This window comes from Pseudoalteromonas sp. APC 3358 (assembly GCF_030408075.1).
In the GTDB taxonomy this organism is placed as follows: Bacteria; Pseudomonadota; Gammaproteobacteria; order Enterobacterales; family Alteromonadaceae; genus Pseudoalteromonas; species Pseudoalteromonas arctica.
On the sequence record NZ_JASDCE010000010.1, the window covers coordinates 44,146 to 59,483 of the forward strand.

The 15,338-nt window shown below is 37.0% G+C and carries 14 protein-coding genes; 11 read left to right on the forward strand and 3 right to left on the reverse strand.

Annotated elements, in window-relative coordinates; all coding sequences use genetic code 11:
* The 9 genes from QL995_RS15275 to QL995_RS15320 all read left to right on the forward strand — a co-directional run bounded on the left by QL995_RS15275 (position 1) and on the right by QL995_RS15320 (position 11,551).
* On the forward strand, positions 1–1,161 hold the full coding sequence (locus QL995_RS15275) for a hypothetical protein (protein WP_290294513.1): 1,161 nt from the start codon (positions 1–3) through the stop codon (positions 1,159–1,161).
* Positions 1,151–2,173, forward strand: coding sequence for a DUF2169 domain-containing protein (locus QL995_RS15280; protein ID WP_165721754.1), 1,023 nt, complete (start codon positions 1,151–1,153; stop codon positions 2,171–2,173). The genes QL995_RS15275 and QL995_RS15280 overlap by 11 nt, the downstream gene beginning before the upstream one ends.
* Positions 2,173–3,072: a hypothetical protein gene (locus QL995_RS15285; RefSeq protein WP_290294514.1), complete on the forward strand. Its 900-nt coding sequence runs from the start codon at positions 2,173–2,175 to the stop codon at positions 3,070–3,072. The genes QL995_RS15280 and QL995_RS15285 overlap by 1 nt, the downstream gene beginning before the upstream one ends.
* Positions 3,069–4,145 (forward strand): DUF4150 domain-containing protein, encoded by a 1,077-nt coding sequence (locus tag QL995_RS15290; RefSeq protein WP_290294515.1) that lies wholly within the window; start codon positions 3,069–3,071, stop codon positions 4,143–4,145. The genes QL995_RS15285 and QL995_RS15290 overlap by 4 nt, the downstream gene beginning before the upstream one ends.
* On the forward strand, positions 4,146–7,340 hold the full coding sequence (locus tag QL995_RS15295) for a hypothetical protein (RefSeq protein WP_290294516.1): 3,195 nt from the start codon (positions 4,146–4,148) through the stop codon (positions 7,338–7,340).
* An 8-nt stretch (positions 7,341–7,348) separates the two neighbouring features.
* The gene (locus tag QL995_RS15300; RefSeq protein ID WP_290294517.1) at positions 7,349–8,338 is read left to right on the forward strand and encodes a hypothetical protein; all 990 of its coding nucleotides are present in this window, start codon (positions 7,349–7,351) and stop codon (positions 8,336–8,338) included.
* A 447-nt stretch (positions 8,339–8,785) separates the two neighbouring features.
* Positions 8,786–9,337, forward strand: coding sequence for a hypothetical protein (locus QL995_RS15305; protein WP_290294518.1), 552 nt, complete (start codon positions 8,786–8,788; stop codon positions 9,335–9,337).
* Between the two features lie 377 nt (positions 9,338–9,714).
* Positions 9,715–10,371, forward strand: a complete 657-nt coding sequence (locus QL995_RS15310) for a hypothetical protein (protein ID WP_290294519.1) — start codon at positions 9,715–9,717, stop codon at positions 10,369–10,371.
* A gap of 673 nt (positions 10,372–11,044) precedes the next feature.
* Positions 11,045–11,551: a DUF6795 domain-containing protein gene (locus tag QL995_RS15320; protein WP_290294520.1), complete on the forward strand. Its 507-nt coding sequence runs from the start codon at positions 11,045–11,047 to the stop codon at positions 11,549–11,551.
* A 60-nt stretch (positions 11,552–11,611) separates the two neighbouring features.
* On the opposite strand, the gene QL995_RS15325 is transcribed toward QL995_RS15320, so the two are convergent.
* The 3 genes from QL995_RS15325 to soxR form a co-directional block, all read right to left on the reverse strand.
* Positions 11,612–12,697, reverse strand: a complete 1,086-nt coding sequence (locus QL995_RS15325) for a rhomboid family intramembrane serine protease (RefSeq protein WP_007584430.1) — start codon at positions 12,695–12,697, stop codon at positions 11,612–11,614.
* A complete protein-coding gene (locus tag QL995_RS15330; protein WP_007584429.1) occupies positions 12,687–13,328 on the reverse strand; it encodes a hypothetical protein in 642 nt (213 codons plus the stop codon). Before QL995_RS15330 ends, QL995_RS15325 begins: the two co-directional genes overlap by 11 nt.
* A 411-nt stretch (positions 13,329–13,739) precedes the next feature.
* Positions 13,740–14,198, reverse strand: coding sequence for a redox-sensitive transcriptional activator SoxR (gene soxR / locus QL995_RS15335; RefSeq protein WP_024607319.1), 459 nt, complete (start codon positions 14,196–14,198; stop codon positions 13,740–13,742).
* A 76-nt stretch (positions 14,199–14,274) separates the two neighbouring features.
* Here soxR and QL995_RS15340 point away from each other — a divergent pair, with 76 nt between their 5' ends.
* Both QL995_RS15340 and QL995_RS15345 read left to right on the forward strand, forming a co-directional pair.
* Positions 14,275–14,748, forward strand: coding sequence for a flavodoxin family protein (locus QL995_RS15340; RefSeq protein WP_169044725.1), 474 nt, complete (start codon positions 14,275–14,277; stop codon positions 14,746–14,748).
* A 72-nt stretch (positions 14,749–14,820) separates the two neighbouring features.
* Entirely contained in the window at positions 14,821–15,330 is a 510-nt protein-coding gene (locus tag QL995_RS15345) for a DsrE family protein (RefSeq protein ID WP_197112997.1), read from the forward strand.
* Positions 15,331–15,338 lie beyond the last annotated feature (8 nt).

Genomic DNA, 15,338 nt, shown 5'->3' on the forward strand with positions numbered 1-15,338 from the left:
ATGTTTGCTCAAGTCGCTAAGGTTAAGCAGCATCAGCAGCGCTTAACTACTTTATTAAAACACAAACAAAAGCTGCAAGCGCAAGGTGTTTACCCGCTTGCTCGACTCAATGTAATCGAAAGCCAATTACTAAATCATTTATACACACTCAGCGATTTAAAAACTGAAGCACCCACAGATTACTTTGCAGGCAAGAATTTAACGCAAGTGAGCCAATTAGTCCTTAATGAATTTATTGCCTTTGCGTTAGAAAGCCCAGAGCACCACAGTATCTACGCGCTATTGCTACAAAGTCTTAATTTAAAAAGTGAACTTAACAGCGGCGAAACTTTTTTAGCTTTAAAGTCGGACAAACATTTAAGTTATTACAGTGTATTACAGCACTTACTTGATTATTGGCAGTTAGATGATAATAAAGCACTGCGCAATAGTGTACTCAACGAAAAAGAAGAGCTTGATAGTACCGCGATTACTTTACTTTTTTCACAGCAATTGAGTGAAACAGAGCTAAATAGTGCCATGCTACATGCTAACTTTGATATTGCTTATGCAGCACTCGTGAATGCCTATTGTAATAAAACAAGTAACGTATCTGACATGCTGTTTAAAGTATTTGCCAAAACAAATGATGACGACAAAAAAGCAAAATTACTTGCCCTAGCAGGGCTTACTAACGATCCGCGCTGGGATGAACCTTGCCTACTTTTTTGTAAAGCTAACCCCGGGCTTTGCCAACATGTACTAAGCCACTTTGTATATAAGCGCGCATTGCCTTTATTTATAAATTTAATGACGCATGGGGTAACTCAAAAACCAGCTTACGCAGCATGGCTAATTATTACTAACAGAGCGCTTGCCCAAGCAAACAAAGTAACTGTAGTAGAATCAAATAACGAAAAAAACGTACACAGCGGCATAAACCTTGACGATGCAGAGCATGCAAGGCAAGCGTTTGCACTTGTCCCAGGGGATCAATTATTAAACGGCATTAGCTTTGTGTGCAGTAATGCAAAACAAAAATTAAAAATACTTGCAGGTGAAGTTGTGCAACGTGTTGTAGCACCACATTATCCTCTGCAAAAGGCCTGTGGTTTGTACCATGTATTACTGAGCGCCAAACAATGGCAAAGTGTTATAGCGGAGAGTCCAAGTGCTGAATAATTTTTCTCCTTGGCAGGCTAGTTTTTTTGATGGTTGGTTGAGTGACCGTACGCTGGCTAAAGTTGTCCTTGTAAAACAAAACTTTGAATTTGACGAAAAAGGCAATGTAACACCAAACGAGCCCGGACCCGATATTGTTGTAGCCGATGATTACGATGGCGACCCCGCATATACACCACTTAGAGAAGTAAACGAACAAGTCGCCTTTAAGCATGGATTTGAAGTGTATGGCGACTTTACAGCTTACCCGCCTAAAGCCAAACAAGCGCGAGTAATTGAAGTAGAGCTTGGCCTTCATGATAAAGCGCAGCCACTATTTAAAAAACGTTTACGTGTAACTGGCGCACGCTTTTGGAAGCGCTCTTTACTTGGGCCTGTTGCAACTGATCCGAATATTATTGAGCCTACACCCATTAATTACAGCAATGCTTTTGGTGGAAAAGATCTTAACGATGAGTCTAATTATCTGCTTGAAAATCCGATAGGGAGAGGATTTAAGCTTAAAAACAAACAAGCAAAAGGGCAGCAATTACCTTGCATTGAATACGCAAATCAACTACTTCGTAAACCGAGTCATACTACCTCAGTTGCAAGTTTTTCAGCTATACCATCACATTGGTCACCGCGTATCGAACTTATGCCCGACATTGATAAAAAAGCACTTATGGCAGGCAATTATCCGTTTAAAACAGTGCTTGATGAACATTTTAACAATATGGCACCTTTAGATCAGCGAGTAAAAAAAGAGTTTACACAAGGGTGGGCGTTTTCACTTTCAGGGTTATACCCGTTACAAGAATATGGGCAGCACCAACGAGTTGAACTTCCATTTGAAGAGCCTATTGTTCAGCTAGTTAACACATTAAACAGACATACAATTAACTTGCGCTGCGATACGTTGGTTATTGATTCTGACGCGCAAAGTTTTTCTTTGTTATGGCGCGGTTATATTGACGCAATACACGTAGGCGCAAATAGCCAGTTAGTCGTGGCAAAAAGGGAAGCTAACTGATGAAGTTTGATGTACTTTGCCATATAAATGCTACAGGGTGTACACCAAGCAGCCTATATACAGCTGTTGCAAACCAAATGTTGTTTTCTAAACCGAGTAAAGCATTAATACGGTGTGATATAAGCTTAGATGCCCCCTACATAATGGTAGAAATAGAAGAGCTTGCTCAGCTTGATAGGCAAACCAAGTGCTTATTGTTATTAAGCCAGCTGCTCGAAAATATTGATATTACAACCCTTAGAAAAACATCCCGTATAAGTCAAATAGTGTTTGTATTACCACAGGATGAGTTAAACAACCCGGTAATAAGTGACGATACCCTCAGTGAGCTTTTAGCTGAGGTGATTTCGCAGCAAGTCCCTGATTTTGAACAAACTACAACGCTTGATTTAAAAAGCATAGCGCCCGATACACTTATAATTGCACTCGACTCTTGCGTTAGCTACCAATACGTAAGCCATCAAGCAAAAAATAACGTGGTGCAAGTGTTAAACGGCCCGCCAGGCATTATTAATGGTGAAGGTGGATGTGTATTACTTACCCATTTACAAGGCACCCTTAGTGCACACCTTTATAATGGTGAATTAAACGAACAGCTCAACCAAGCTGAGGCTTGTGTTAATGATACTTACCTATTTGCAGGAAAGGAGTCGTTAGCATGGCAAAAAAAATGGTTTGCTAATACACAAGCATTGTATAGCCCAGAAGACGAATTAATAGAGCTCGCCAACTTAAATAATACTATTGGCCATCAAGGCGTTGCAAACGACTTTGCTGGCTTAGTGCTTGCAAATAGCTATTTAAATAACCCACTAAATGAAGGGTTACAGCATGTGTTTTTATTATTTAATTCACCTAACGAGCAATTAATAAAAATTTCAAGGAGTGAAAATTCATGACATACATTAATGCAGCCGCAGGTAAACAAACAGGCAGTGTTCAGTACGACATCGACGCGCTAACCGCCGATGTGCGCTCAGGTGGATCGTTAACATGGCGACACAACAACCCAACACTATTAGGGCTTAATAATAGTGCTCGAAGTAACGGCGCATTAGGTAAAGCCAGCAATGTCGCTATTTTTGAAGACCGAGCCAGTGGAGATGCGGCATTTTTAGCTGAAATAGGCCGCCCCAAATACCGTGAAAAAACACTCGGTGAAATGGTAAGCACCTTTATACCTGACTACATAATTCCTCCACCTCAATGGGATGATGAAAAAAACGAACCTATTTTGCCGTGGAATGAGTCTCAAACCAATATGGATGTTAATAAACCTATCACTAATGCCCAAGCATTTTTAGATTTAGTGTCGAGTCATTTAGGGTGGGAAGCCGGCAGTCAAGAGCTATTAACTAAAGATACGCAATCGCAAGCAGCGCAAGTAGCCACAGTATCAGGGCAAAATGTATTGATTAATGGCCGCACTGCAGTGCACCAAAGTAGCGGCGGCAAGCTAAGCACTATTGATATATGTTTAACGACGGTTGGCCCAAGTGTTATCCCAATCCCTTATCCAAATATGGCGGCAGCTAGTGATGTAGCAAGTGTTGCCGGGTCAGTAAAAATTAACGGAAATGGCGCGGCTAACATCAAAAGTAACTTTTCAAAGAGTAAAGGCGACAAGCCGGGTAACAAAAAAGGCATAATAAGCGGTACAAACGATGGAAAAGCCGAATTTATTATGGGCTCATTTAACGTACTCATTGAAGGGAAACCCGCTGTTCGCCAAGGTGACTTAATGATTTCAAACTCAAAAAACACCCCGCCTATGCCGCTAGCGCAATCAGGTGGCGCATCACCAAGAGGGTTGAGTGTAGAAATGAGAGATTCAGATACACAAAGTGAAGACCCAGCTGAGGCTGCTTTTATCGTAGAGACAGACGCTAATAATAATTTAATTGGTCAAGGGAAGTTTACCGTCACTCAAGGTGCATTCAAGAATAACCAAGTTTTTGATGAGGGAGTTTAAATGACTACACAATATATATACGCCCCTAGGATTGTTGATGAAGCGAAAGACTGTAGTTTAAATCTTATTTTACATAGCTTTTCTGGACCGGAGCTTTGTATACCTTTTGGTAAAGCCGCGAAAAAGTTAAAGTCGCAAGATTTAGCTGAAGATCAAAAACCGACATTTATAACCGTTACGCCGCTAGTATTTAAAGACTATACACTTGATAAAACTAAAGCGGGCGCACCCGAATTCATCCCTATGGATAAATTTAGACCAACACCTGAGGATGATGCTGCATATGGTTATTATTACATATATATTAATGGTTTTTTATGGAGAGAGATTGCAGCGTTAGCTGATAAGCAATTGAGTGATGTGGATTTATCCCTACATCATAGCCAAGATCTTAGACCGCATAGTAGTGTTTTTAATCAAGATATTTTACTACCGCGTAAAATAATTGAACTGTTTGGTTCGTCAAGTACAGCCCAAGTGCCTAATATTCAAATTGCTTTTTCACGAGTACAGTGGTCGTGGGAATATATTACTGCATTAGGAGGGATGTATGAAAGCGACTTACGCCTTAGCAAAAAACCATTATTAAGTAAGTGTGATGATACTCAAATTGCAAATAGGTATCGTAATGAGCGAATGCAATCTTTAGACTTTAATGATGCTCCTAATTGGGGTTCGATTAAAAACATGGACGTTCTTGGTGGTAAAGTAAGCGTGCTCGTTCATGATATTTTAGGTATAGCACAGGCTCAAAAAATAACAGCTGACTACTATTCTCAAATACTGAAAGACCACCAATCAGAACTTGAATCGAATGGGTATTATAAGTCGGCAATGCTGGCTCATCAGCTGTATTTTAATGAAAGTTTGTGGCAAAAACAGTCACTCAGCACACCTAAAACGTCGCATAAACCTTTTGTAAAAGAAGACCCACAAAGCAGTAACACACGAAAAGCAGCGGATGAAGTCTCAGAGCAAGAACTAGAAAAGTATTTGCTAGGAACCAATCCATCGTCAGTAATTGATGCAGTTGAAGGTTATTTAGTTGCTCGAGAAAAGCTCTACGATTTATATTATTTAGATTGCCAAGATTTAGAGCTAACTTTAAGTGAGATTAGCGACCAAATTAATGTTCAACCACCGGCAGAGTGGGAGTGCCTAGCCAAGGATTTAACAACGGGCGGCGTTCTAACTTACGGACTAGCGTTTGAATTTATATGTGAGCAATTAATAACACTAATCTTACCTAAAACAACACTGTCTGCGTATTTACCAGGGCTATGCGATAAAGAAAAAAAAGACAAGTTAATTAATCGATTAGATGAGCAATTTGAAAAGAGTAAAACATTAGTATTTGAAATAACTCAAACAAGCAATAATTGGTTTAGTAAGCAACTTTGTGTGCACCCAGAGGCATTTGGAGAAAACCTAGCAAACACTAATTATGATGAGGAATTAATTGCAGACACAGTAGAAGGGTTTAATCCTAAAAAGTTTGATCACGATAAAATTAAAGACGAATTATCACTGCCATTCATCCCAGCCTACTTATCAAGTAAAAGTGTACTTGATGTTGCCTCTAAGGGGCTTAATGAATGGTTAGGTATGCAAGAACGAATCTTTGCTACTTTTACTAAAGAATTAACAGAAAAGGGAATTAAGTACCATCACTTAATTGGCGGCTTTAGCAAATCACGTAACATAGCAGAGTTTAAAAACTTAAAAATATACCCAGCGAATGCAGTGCCTGAAGGGCGCTTTGCTTTGAATATGGATATTGTTAGCCACCCTTTATTAAATGACTTAAAAACGAGTAAGCAACGAAGTGCATTTAATAATATTATTAAAGCCATTGAAGAAAAAGGAAAAATCACTTCCACTAATACAAATCAAGTAATTACAGTTGCAAAAGCATTAAAGCAGCCCCTTTTTTCAAATGGGATTAATGAAAGTAATCGCAAGCTATTTAAGCAAACCATCGCTTTAGTTACGCAAATGGCAAAAATGGTTTTAGAGCAAAAAAACTTAGCGGCACTCATGGCTGGTAGCCAACTTTACGTTTTAACATTGCCTGAAAATGATATTCCTGCAAAGGTGCTGTTTGATAGCCCTGTCCGAAGTCTTGGGGAGGAGTTTCACCATCGTGGCTTAGACTCTAAGATGCTAAAACGTATCAGCGTAGCTACGGGGCGGTTTGTTTCTATACCCCTATTATTTTTGACGGGGTATAGCACATATGTTTATTACATAAATTATGAAAAAGAGTTTAAAAAAGGCACACCCTACGAAATCTCTAAGAATATAGCATTGTTAGGTGGCACTTTAGCTGCAATTGGGAGTGTGTGGGAGGCGTATACAAAAAATGTAGGACAAAGATTTTTGACTCGATCAAGGATGTCATTTCGAATGCTTGGCTCATCCGCTAGTGTTAATGTTCTAAGAAGTTTCTCGGGTGTTATGGGGGTCCTCATGGGGGCGATTCAAGCTGCTGATGCATACCAATTAATCAGTGTAAGTGATACTGATGCAGGTATTGCTATGTTTGCCGCGGCGGGTTTCAGTATTGGACTAGGAATACACACGGCTTTATTTGCAAGTCTTGGACCTTGGGGATGGGCATTATTATTAGGCTCAATAGTATTTAGCTTACTTGCTGTGTGGTTAACCGACAGTAAATTAGAAATATGGGCTAAGTTTGGTCCGTTTGCCAAAAATAAGCGAGGTGTATTCGCCAAAGAAAATGGCGCTATTTATAATGTTTTCTCAGACCCTAATGAATATTTTAAATATATTCAAAGCGTTTTATTTTCGCCTAAAGTGACTATAAGTACACCAACTTTTTTTGATAATCGCAGTTATTATACGGTGAAAGTAGATTTACCAATGTTTATTGTTGGTAAGTCAGAGTTGCTATTAGATGTAAAATACTCTTGGCGACATCCAACAACATTGGATGTTTACAAAGAAGCAGGGTGGATTGAAGGTACTAAAGAATATTTATGTGAATTTGATGATAATAGCCTTAGCCTAAATGCTGCAGTTTATGAGTTTGAAATTGAATCACCTAGTATCAGTGTGTTTGATGTTGAAATAAAATCAACACTTATATACAACGAAAATTTAACCTTACCTATAGATTTTGATGCGTTTGAAAAGCCAATTAAGAATGCTTCACCTGATTTAGCAATCGCATAAGGAATCTGATGCAAAATAATGACTACCTAGCCGTTGATATTATGTCTAAAAAAACGCGGTTTAATTGTTTTTTTTACCCTGAGAGATTAAATAGTCTTAAGGCTAAGTTTAAAGGCTTGTGTTACTTGTATGACTTACCTTCTAAAAAACAGAAGGCAATACAAAAGCACCCAGAACGATATAAAATAGAAATGTGTGGAAATAGTCCAGCTAGAGCTGTACTTTTTGGTCCTATAATTATAGGGGCTGTTTTGAGTCTTGTGACTTTAATAAGTGTTTTATCTCTACCTATTTACGAAGAGGGTGAAAAATTTCAATGGTGGATACCTATACTTACTTTTTCTTGGAATTTGTTTTTTCTTAATTTACTGCCACTAACAGACAGTTACATCCCCAAAAAACAAATATACTTTGATAGACAAAAGCAGCTAGTAGGCTTTACTTATCCAATCTCAGGTTGCGAAGCGCGTGATGAGCAGGGTAATTGTTGTTTTAAGTGGGCTGATATTGTATGCCATTTAGATATGGTTGCAACACGCCCAGGTGTAATGGGGTTTGTACCCTATATAAGTCATGTTGATGAGGATAAATACCCTGACACTAAAATTGTTGTGCAAGTGCCAGATAACTCAAATAACCCAATGAACTGTTATTTATATTGGGAGCGTGTAGTGCGTTTTATGGACAACAGCCAACCACTTCCTGATGTACCTGAGTATGAAAACTACCGCCACCTTGATGAACCCACCGCTGAATTTGATAAAAAAAATGACAGACCTAATAAATTTTGGAGCGACTTTTCACTTGCTCAACAAGCCGAAATTTGGCAAAAGTTTAATAAAGAGGCTGCTCATTTTAATTGGCTCAGAGCGACACCTAACGAAGAAATAATTAAGCCTTGGCTGCATTTTAAAGGTGAGCCTGAGCGTATCGAAAAACTAACCTGGAAATACAAAGCAAAGCGTTTAGCGCTACAGTTGTTTATGGGAATACCTTAAGTGTTTATAAAAGCCGCTTTATAACTTAAAGGAAGTTTGAGCTTGAGCTATGCATAGTTTGAGTTTGTTAAAGGAGTAATATGCTTAATTATAAGTACTTAGGTGGCCCGCTGGCTAAAAAACAATTTTTAATAAATATTTTAATGCTAAAACAAGCAAAAGTCTTACAAAGCAATTTGGTGGATTATGTATTCTTTATGATTGGCTATATATCGATAAGTTAGGCCTAAAGGCACAACGACATCAATTTCAAGTCCATTCATGCGGTAATGACCTTATGAGAGCGCTTATCTTTGGTCCCATGTTTTTGGGGTTTTGTGGTAGCTTAGTCGTTGCACTTTTTTTATTAGTAGCTCCTTTTCAGACGAGCCCTTCTCATGGTGGTTACTGTATTTAGTACTCGGCTTTAAACTTACATTTTTAAACCTTCAACCACTTTGGGACCGGATGGCACCTCCTAAGTTAGCATATTTTGATCGTCAAACAGGTAAAGTCGGTTACACCTTTAATATTCCTGGTTGTGACGAGCGCGATGAATTTGGTAATTGCTGTTTTGATTGGCGAGATATGAAATGTGTATTGGTAAACGAAAGCACCTCGCAGTCGGGCTCGCGGGCATTTTTTCCAAGACTCTCCCATAAAGATATAGATAAATACCCGCAAACAAAAATGACGATTGTAGTGACAGAGTTAGCACAAAACCCAATTTATTGTTTACTGTTTTGGGAGCGCTTAGTTCGCTTTATGGATAAAACAAAGCCATTACCTGATATACCTGAATATGAGGGTTACAGGCACCTAGATTCAATTACCGCTAAGTTTGATAAGCACAACAATCGCCCAGAGGTTTACTGGCGTGACATGAGCTTTGCACAACAAACAGAAATTTATGATGAGCTCTACGCTGAGGTATACAAAATAGATTGGTATAACGACGAGCCACAACCCGAAATCACCAAACGATGGTTACGGTGGACGCCTGAGCCCGAGCGAAAATAAACACTTAATTGGAAATACAAAGCGAAACGTTTATTTATGCAATTAACGTGTGGGATCCCTTGAGTACCTTTTATGGCGCAGTTTAGTTTATATAATTAGAGTGGCTGTCTAGTTTAATTAAGCTAACACCAAATAGTATAACTTTAGAATTAAGTATATAAAGACCTAGCTCTGTAAAGGTCGCTTCCTACTCATAAATTTAATTTTTACTATTATTTTTTTAAATTATGAATAGGGTTTATATGTTCTTTTATTTTATTTATTGTCTTTTTTTCAACAATTGAATTAGTCTTAGATTGTTATTTTAATGTTGTTTTTTTTGAAATAATTTGTATAATTCTGCGCGGGAATAACAATAAACATTAAAAAGGATGGAAATGAATACATTTTTAAAAAAAGTATTAACTACGGTTACACTTACAAGTACATTAATTTTGACTGGTTGTATGTCAACTGAATTAAAAGTTAATGATAAATATGAACAACCAATCAACCTATCTACTAACAATCCTGCTTTAATCTTTCCGGTTTCATTGCATGGCGTGCCTGGTAACAGCAGTGGAGTTGGCTTAGCTATAACAGCTGGTGTTGCTGGTCAATATGGTACTTCAGTTATTTCAGCTCAGCAGTTATATAGTGTGGTGGGCAATCTTTCTTGGACTTTAGGTGAAAGCATTCGCCGCGGTGCAAGCAAAGGTGATTATAAAATAAACCACTATGGAGAAAAAATTGCTACTGACTTACAGTATTCAATGGAAAAATTAACTAAAGCACTTAAGAGTTCAGGTGTTATTAATGATAAAAACTTTTCTTTTGAAAATGTGATTGTTTTACACGTAGATAGTACTGGTGGGATTCCAGTTCCAGGCGTTAGACGCGTTACAGCTTTTGGTGGCGTAATTAATGTTAAAGATTTAGAAGTTGTATCTTATATTGAAAAAGATTTAGTTTTAGCGAATGACAATGATTCAATACTGGCGCAAATGCCACTAGAAATGAATGCGATTGTTAAAGAGCTAATTGGTAAAAAATAATTGCTTTAGCCTTTTAGTATTTTTTTCTAAAAGGCTTTATTTTTTGTAGCTATTTAATGTCATTAATGCGGTAATTAAGAGTTTTTATTTTTATAATTTAAAATATATACCTATTTTTTAATTTATAGTTATTTTCAACGTTTTATTACATTCTAGTTAATATTAATTCGTTTATTTAATAATATGCCTCCATTTTTCTCATCCCCAAAATGTTTGTCTTTATATAAAGGTGACAGCTTCTAAGTGATAAACAGCCACAGTATAAAAAAGCTATCAACGGGATCGCTCCGCCGCTACATGTGTATTTTAACTTCGTTTAGTGTAATCCCTATAGCTTGAGCGGCTTTTATTACAGATATTCGGCGTAGTGAATCGGGTTTATAACTGTGTTGATTAACGCTATTTATTCAACTATGTATAAGTCCTTTTGTTTCGTAAAAGTGTAATGTAAAGGCAATAAGTTAGACCCCACCTTAATCTGCATACTTTAAGAGCAGCTTATCTCGCTTATAGCAATGTATAAATATTTAGACTTTATTATTGTAGTTATTTTTAATATCGCCAGTAAATCAGCTAAATCTATATAGGCATAATCCTAAGAATAGCGATTTAAAATATGTTACAAGTTGGCTTTTGTTGTTAGGCTAAAAATACAAATACAAGAGGGATTTTTATGATCAAGACAAGAACAGCAGGCGTGACGTTAACACTTATTCTATTTTTATTAATACCAATGCAAGGATATGCAGATATGTTTGGCTTTTTTAACAAGCAAGACGTTACGTTGTCGTTGTCTATTAAAGGCAGATTATTAAGCAATGGTGAGCCTCAACAAGGCGTTACAGTGACAAGAGAGCTAATTTATGGCGATACTTATGTTGATGAAGCTATAAGTGACAGCAATGGTTACTTCTATTTTAATAATAAAAAAATACGCAGTTCAAAGCCTTCAAACATGTTTTTTAATAGCTCTTTAATGCAAAGTATTCATATAAAAAATAAAAATACTGATGATTCAGTTTTATGGGTTCTAAATACTCTTTTTACAGAGCATCAAGGCTTATTTGCTGATAACTTAAGTAATTTAGAGTGCGAGCTTGCTGAAGAGCCAATAACATACGATATACCGATTAAAAACACAGGACATTTTTTTACCGTATATACTCGCTGTAAGTTATAAGTTTATGTAGTGAGATTTAATAAAGTCACCAATTTATTATTGATGACTTTATTAAATTAATTAACGTTTAAGTTGCGCTTCTTTTTGATTTAGCAGACGAATAATAGGGTTTTGCTCTAATATTTTACTTTTTAAAATATAACCAATAATTAATCCAGCTATAAAGCCACCAATATGCGCACCATAATCAATGCCATCGGGGCCTGTTACTGCACCAAAAATGTTAAATCCTAACCAAATAGCGAAGAACCATACCGCAGAAAGTTTCTTCTGATAAATTATAAACATAAAAGTAAGGCTTGCGTGTCTGAACCACATTAAATACATGCCAAATAAACCGGCTATAGCGCCACTTGCACCCACGCCTGGAATTGTAGACATTGGGCTTACAATGTAGCTTGCAAACGATGCGAGTAGTCCACAGGCTAAATACCATAACAAAAAGCGTTTATGGCCTAAAACATCTTCTAGGTTATCGCCAACGATGTATAAAAAGTACATATTGCCGACTAAATGCATTATAGAGCCATGTAAAAATACGCAAGTTAATACAGTCCATAGCTCATTACCTTTGCTTAAATCTGCAGGTGTCATGGCAAAGTTATCAATGACATAGCTGAATGAGCTCGGGTTTAAAAAATAAAGTGCAAAAATCAATGTATTTAAAACAATAAGACCGCGAGTTACCCAAGGAGTCTTTTGTGGCTTAATATTATATTCAACAGGCATTTGCGTTAAAAATTGAAACAAGTAGGTTTTCCAACTCACTTTTTGATTTAGCTCGCCTAAACTCACCTTTATTTCAGGGCTTTTTTCAACACTTTCAAGTTCGTCTTTATCAATCCAGGTGCCATCGCAGTGTCTACAAACATCAATTTCGGTATGAAAAGCTTCCAGTAAGTGAAAACGTTCTAAACTTTTTTTACAATCAGGGCAGTCAAGCTCAGAAACGCCTAATGGCTCACCAAAGTGAGTTTCAAATTTATCACCTTCTGGGCCGTCATTTATCTCGGAAATCATGCGATTTACTTCATTTTTTTCGAACCATAAGCCACCACATTCACGGCAAATATCTATTTCTTCACCCTGATAATTGGTTACTTCTAGTGGATGATCTTTACAATGTGGACAGCTTTTAGTTGGCATTTGTAAGTTCCTTTAACGAACCAACAGAAATATCATTCTGCTGTAATTCCATTTTTAATTGTTTAGCGCTATTTTTTAATGCAGGGAGTGTTTGAGTTTTAATTAAATTAGTAATCTCTTTTAATTCTTCAGCTGCTTGTCTAGCGGAAATCCTTTTATTAGCTACAGCGTCTATTAAAAATTTAGCTCTTGAGTAAAATCGACGTATTTGCGTTAGTAATTCACTTGGGGTTTCGAGTGTAGTTGGAGAGTACTGCATCGTTTGCCAAATATACTTTTCGAGTGTTGGTTTAAAATACTCAATTTCTTTTATTGATGGGCTTTTTGCAAGTAAATTAGCATACTCTTCCATACTGTTTGCATTATCAGCAACTTCGTCAAATAAAGAGGTGCGCAAATAGTAGTTATCTTCCATTTTACTAAATGAGTCAAATTTAAGCGCTTGTTCTAAGCCGCTTTGAGCAGCTAAATACACGCCGAATATAGTAGAAATAACCATAAAAAATTGATTTAGCCAAAAACCAGTACTTTTTAGTTCTTTGTGATCTACCGTTTTAAGGGCTTGCGAAAATTTTTGAGTAACTACAGGTGGTTTTGTATTGTTTTCAGGGGTGTGATTAGTTGGTTCCAACAGTTTGTTCCTTGAATATTTACTTCCTTTTTAGGCGCACAAGAATACTTAAAAATTAACCAGTTAGCAATGCTCCTACCCACATTGAATATACTTTTTACATATATTAAAGAAACCATTCGAGTATAGCCCTTCCCCTAAATTTTTAATTGTTTTTTAAATCATCTAGCGATCCAACTAAACAAGAAACTTCATGACTCTATATTAATGAATAGAGAGTTTTTGTAGTACCTGAGGCTATTTTGTTAGCAAAGTAACGTATTACCAATAAACGGACTAAAAAAACCTTCTTTAATAACTCAATAATGAGGCGTAGTTAGCCTTTATATTTAAGGCGCTGTTGGCCCAACGCCTAAGAGGGGTATTTATTTTTGTTATACAAAAGTGGAGAACTTTTTACACAGGCAAAGACTATGTATTTAAAAGCACAGCGCCGCTTTTATTTTCGCCTAAATGATCATCTTTATTGTAAATTGGGCAACTTTTAAGTGATAAGCAACCACATCCTATACAACCGTCTACTTTGTCGCGCAGGCGTTGCATATGCGCAATTCGCTCATCAAGTTGCGCTTGCCAATGTTTTGAAAGTGCTGACCAGTCTTGTTTTGTTGGTGTGCGGTTGTCGGGTAGGGTAGCTAAGGTGTTTTTAATCTCATCGAGCGTAATTCCCATCGCTTGAGCTGCTTTTATTACAGCTACACGGCGTAATACATCAGGTTTATAACGTCGCTGATTACCATTATTTCGCCAGCTCTTAATTAAAAACTTAGTTTCGTAAAAGTGAAGAGTAGATACTTTTACACCACTTCTTTTTGCTACATAGCCAACGGTTAGGTTAGCTTCGGTTAATTTTTTTTGTCCTAGTGGCATTATTTTAATCCTTCAGTTGACCTCAATATAACTTGAGGTTTTAAGCTTCTACCACATTAAAAAAGGAGCTAACTAAATGCAACAAAAACTTGAGCGTAATACTGTTATTATTTATTCAAGCGCACGAAAAAACGGCAATACCACAGCCCATGTTAATAGCTTTGCCGAGCAAAATGATGTGCGCGTAATTTGTCTGGATGATTATAAAATTGCGCCGTATTGTTATGACAAAAACTATAAAAATGATGACTTTTACGCGCTATTTGAAGTGGTTTTAAAGTACGACCATTGGGTGTTCGCGTCTCCTGTTTATTGGTATAACACTACGGTACAAATGAAGTCTTTTATAGATAGGATCACAGATTACATGGATGACGAAACCTTGAAGCCGAAGTTACGGGCTTTACGTAATAAAGATTTTTCGTTGTTATCAAACGCATCATCGCTTGAAGCGCCTGATATTTTTGTAGAAATGTTTAAACGAACATTTAGCTATTTAGGTATGCAGTTTATTAACCACTATCATAAAAACACTCAATCGGCAGCATGATAAGCTGCCCTTTTTTCTTTGCTTCTGTTAGTTTTATAAATAGGTTAACTTATTTAAAACACAGGATTGTTTATGAAATACCTATTATTGCTTTTACTTATAAGCCCATTTTCGCAAGCGGGTGAAAACCTTATTAAAGACTTTGGTTACTTTTATAGTGTCCCGGAGCATGTTCCGATAAATGACTCTACGGTATTCAAAATAGCCTTTGATGTTGGTGATGGCGCTAAAAAAGGTGAGCAGAACAATTCAATGAACTCACTTGCACGTTTTATTAATATGCATGTAGCACACGGTGTAAAGCCAGATAACATTCAATTAGCGTTAGTGGTACATGGCAGTGCTAGCGTTGATGTATTGGCTAATAGTGAATATAAAGAACGTTTTAAAGCAGATAACAAAAATCAAAGTTTAATAAAGCAATTGTTGGCCAATAACACCGTGGTTTATGTATGTGGGCAATCGGCTACGCATTATAAAGTAGCACCAGAACAACTAATTGAAGGTGTGCAAATGTCACTTTCGGCGATGACAGCACATGCCCAGCTGCAACAGCAGGGTTATACACTCAATCCATTTTAATAATTAAC

Bases quoted from the DNA above. Each gene is read 5' to 3' on its own strand.
- QL995_RS15275 (WP_290294513.1), top strand. From the start codon at position 1: ATGTTTGCTCAAGTCGCTAAGGTTAAGCAGCATCAGCAGCGCTTAACT.
- QL995_RS15285 (WP_290294514.1), top strand. From the start codon at position 2,173: ATGAAGTTTGATGTACTTTGCCATATAAATGCTACAGGGTGTACACCA.
- QL995_RS15290 (WP_290294515.1), top strand. From the start codon at position 3,069: ATGACATACATTAATGCAGCCGCAGGTAAACAAACAGGCAGTGTTCAG.
- QL995_RS15295 (WP_290294516.1), top strand. From the start codon at position 4,146: ATGACTACACAATATATATACGCCCCTAGGATTGTTGATGAAGCGAAA.
- QL995_RS15300 (WP_290294517.1), top strand. From the start codon at position 7,349: ATGCAAAATAATGACTACCTAGCCGTTGATATTATGTCTAAAAAAACG.
- QL995_RS15305 (WP_290294518.1), top strand. From the start codon at position 8,786: ATGGCACCTCCTAAGTTAGCATATTTTGATCGTCAAACAGGTAAAGTC.
- QL995_RS15310 (WP_290294519.1), top strand. From the start codon at position 9,715: ATGAATACATTTTTAAAAAAAGTATTAACTACGGTTACACTTACAAGT.
- QL995_RS15320 (WP_290294520.1), top strand. From the start codon at position 11,045: ATGATCAAGACAAGAACAGCAGGCGTGACGTTAACACTTATTCTATTT.
- QL995_RS15325 (WP_007584430.1), bottom strand. From the start codon at position 12,697: ATGCCAACTAAAAGCTGTCCACATTGTAAAGATCATCCACTAGAAGTA.
- soxR (WP_024607319.1), bottom strand. From the start codon at position 14,198: ATGCCACTAGGACAAAAAAAATTAACCGAAGCTAACCTAACCGTTGGC.
- QL995_RS15340 (WP_169044725.1), top strand. From the start codon at position 14,275: ATGCAACAAAAACTTGAGCGTAATACTGTTATTATTTATTCAAGCGCA.
- QL995_RS15345 (WP_197112997.1), top strand. From the start codon at position 14,821: ATGAAATACCTATTATTGCTTTTACTTATAAGCCCATTTTCGCAAGCG.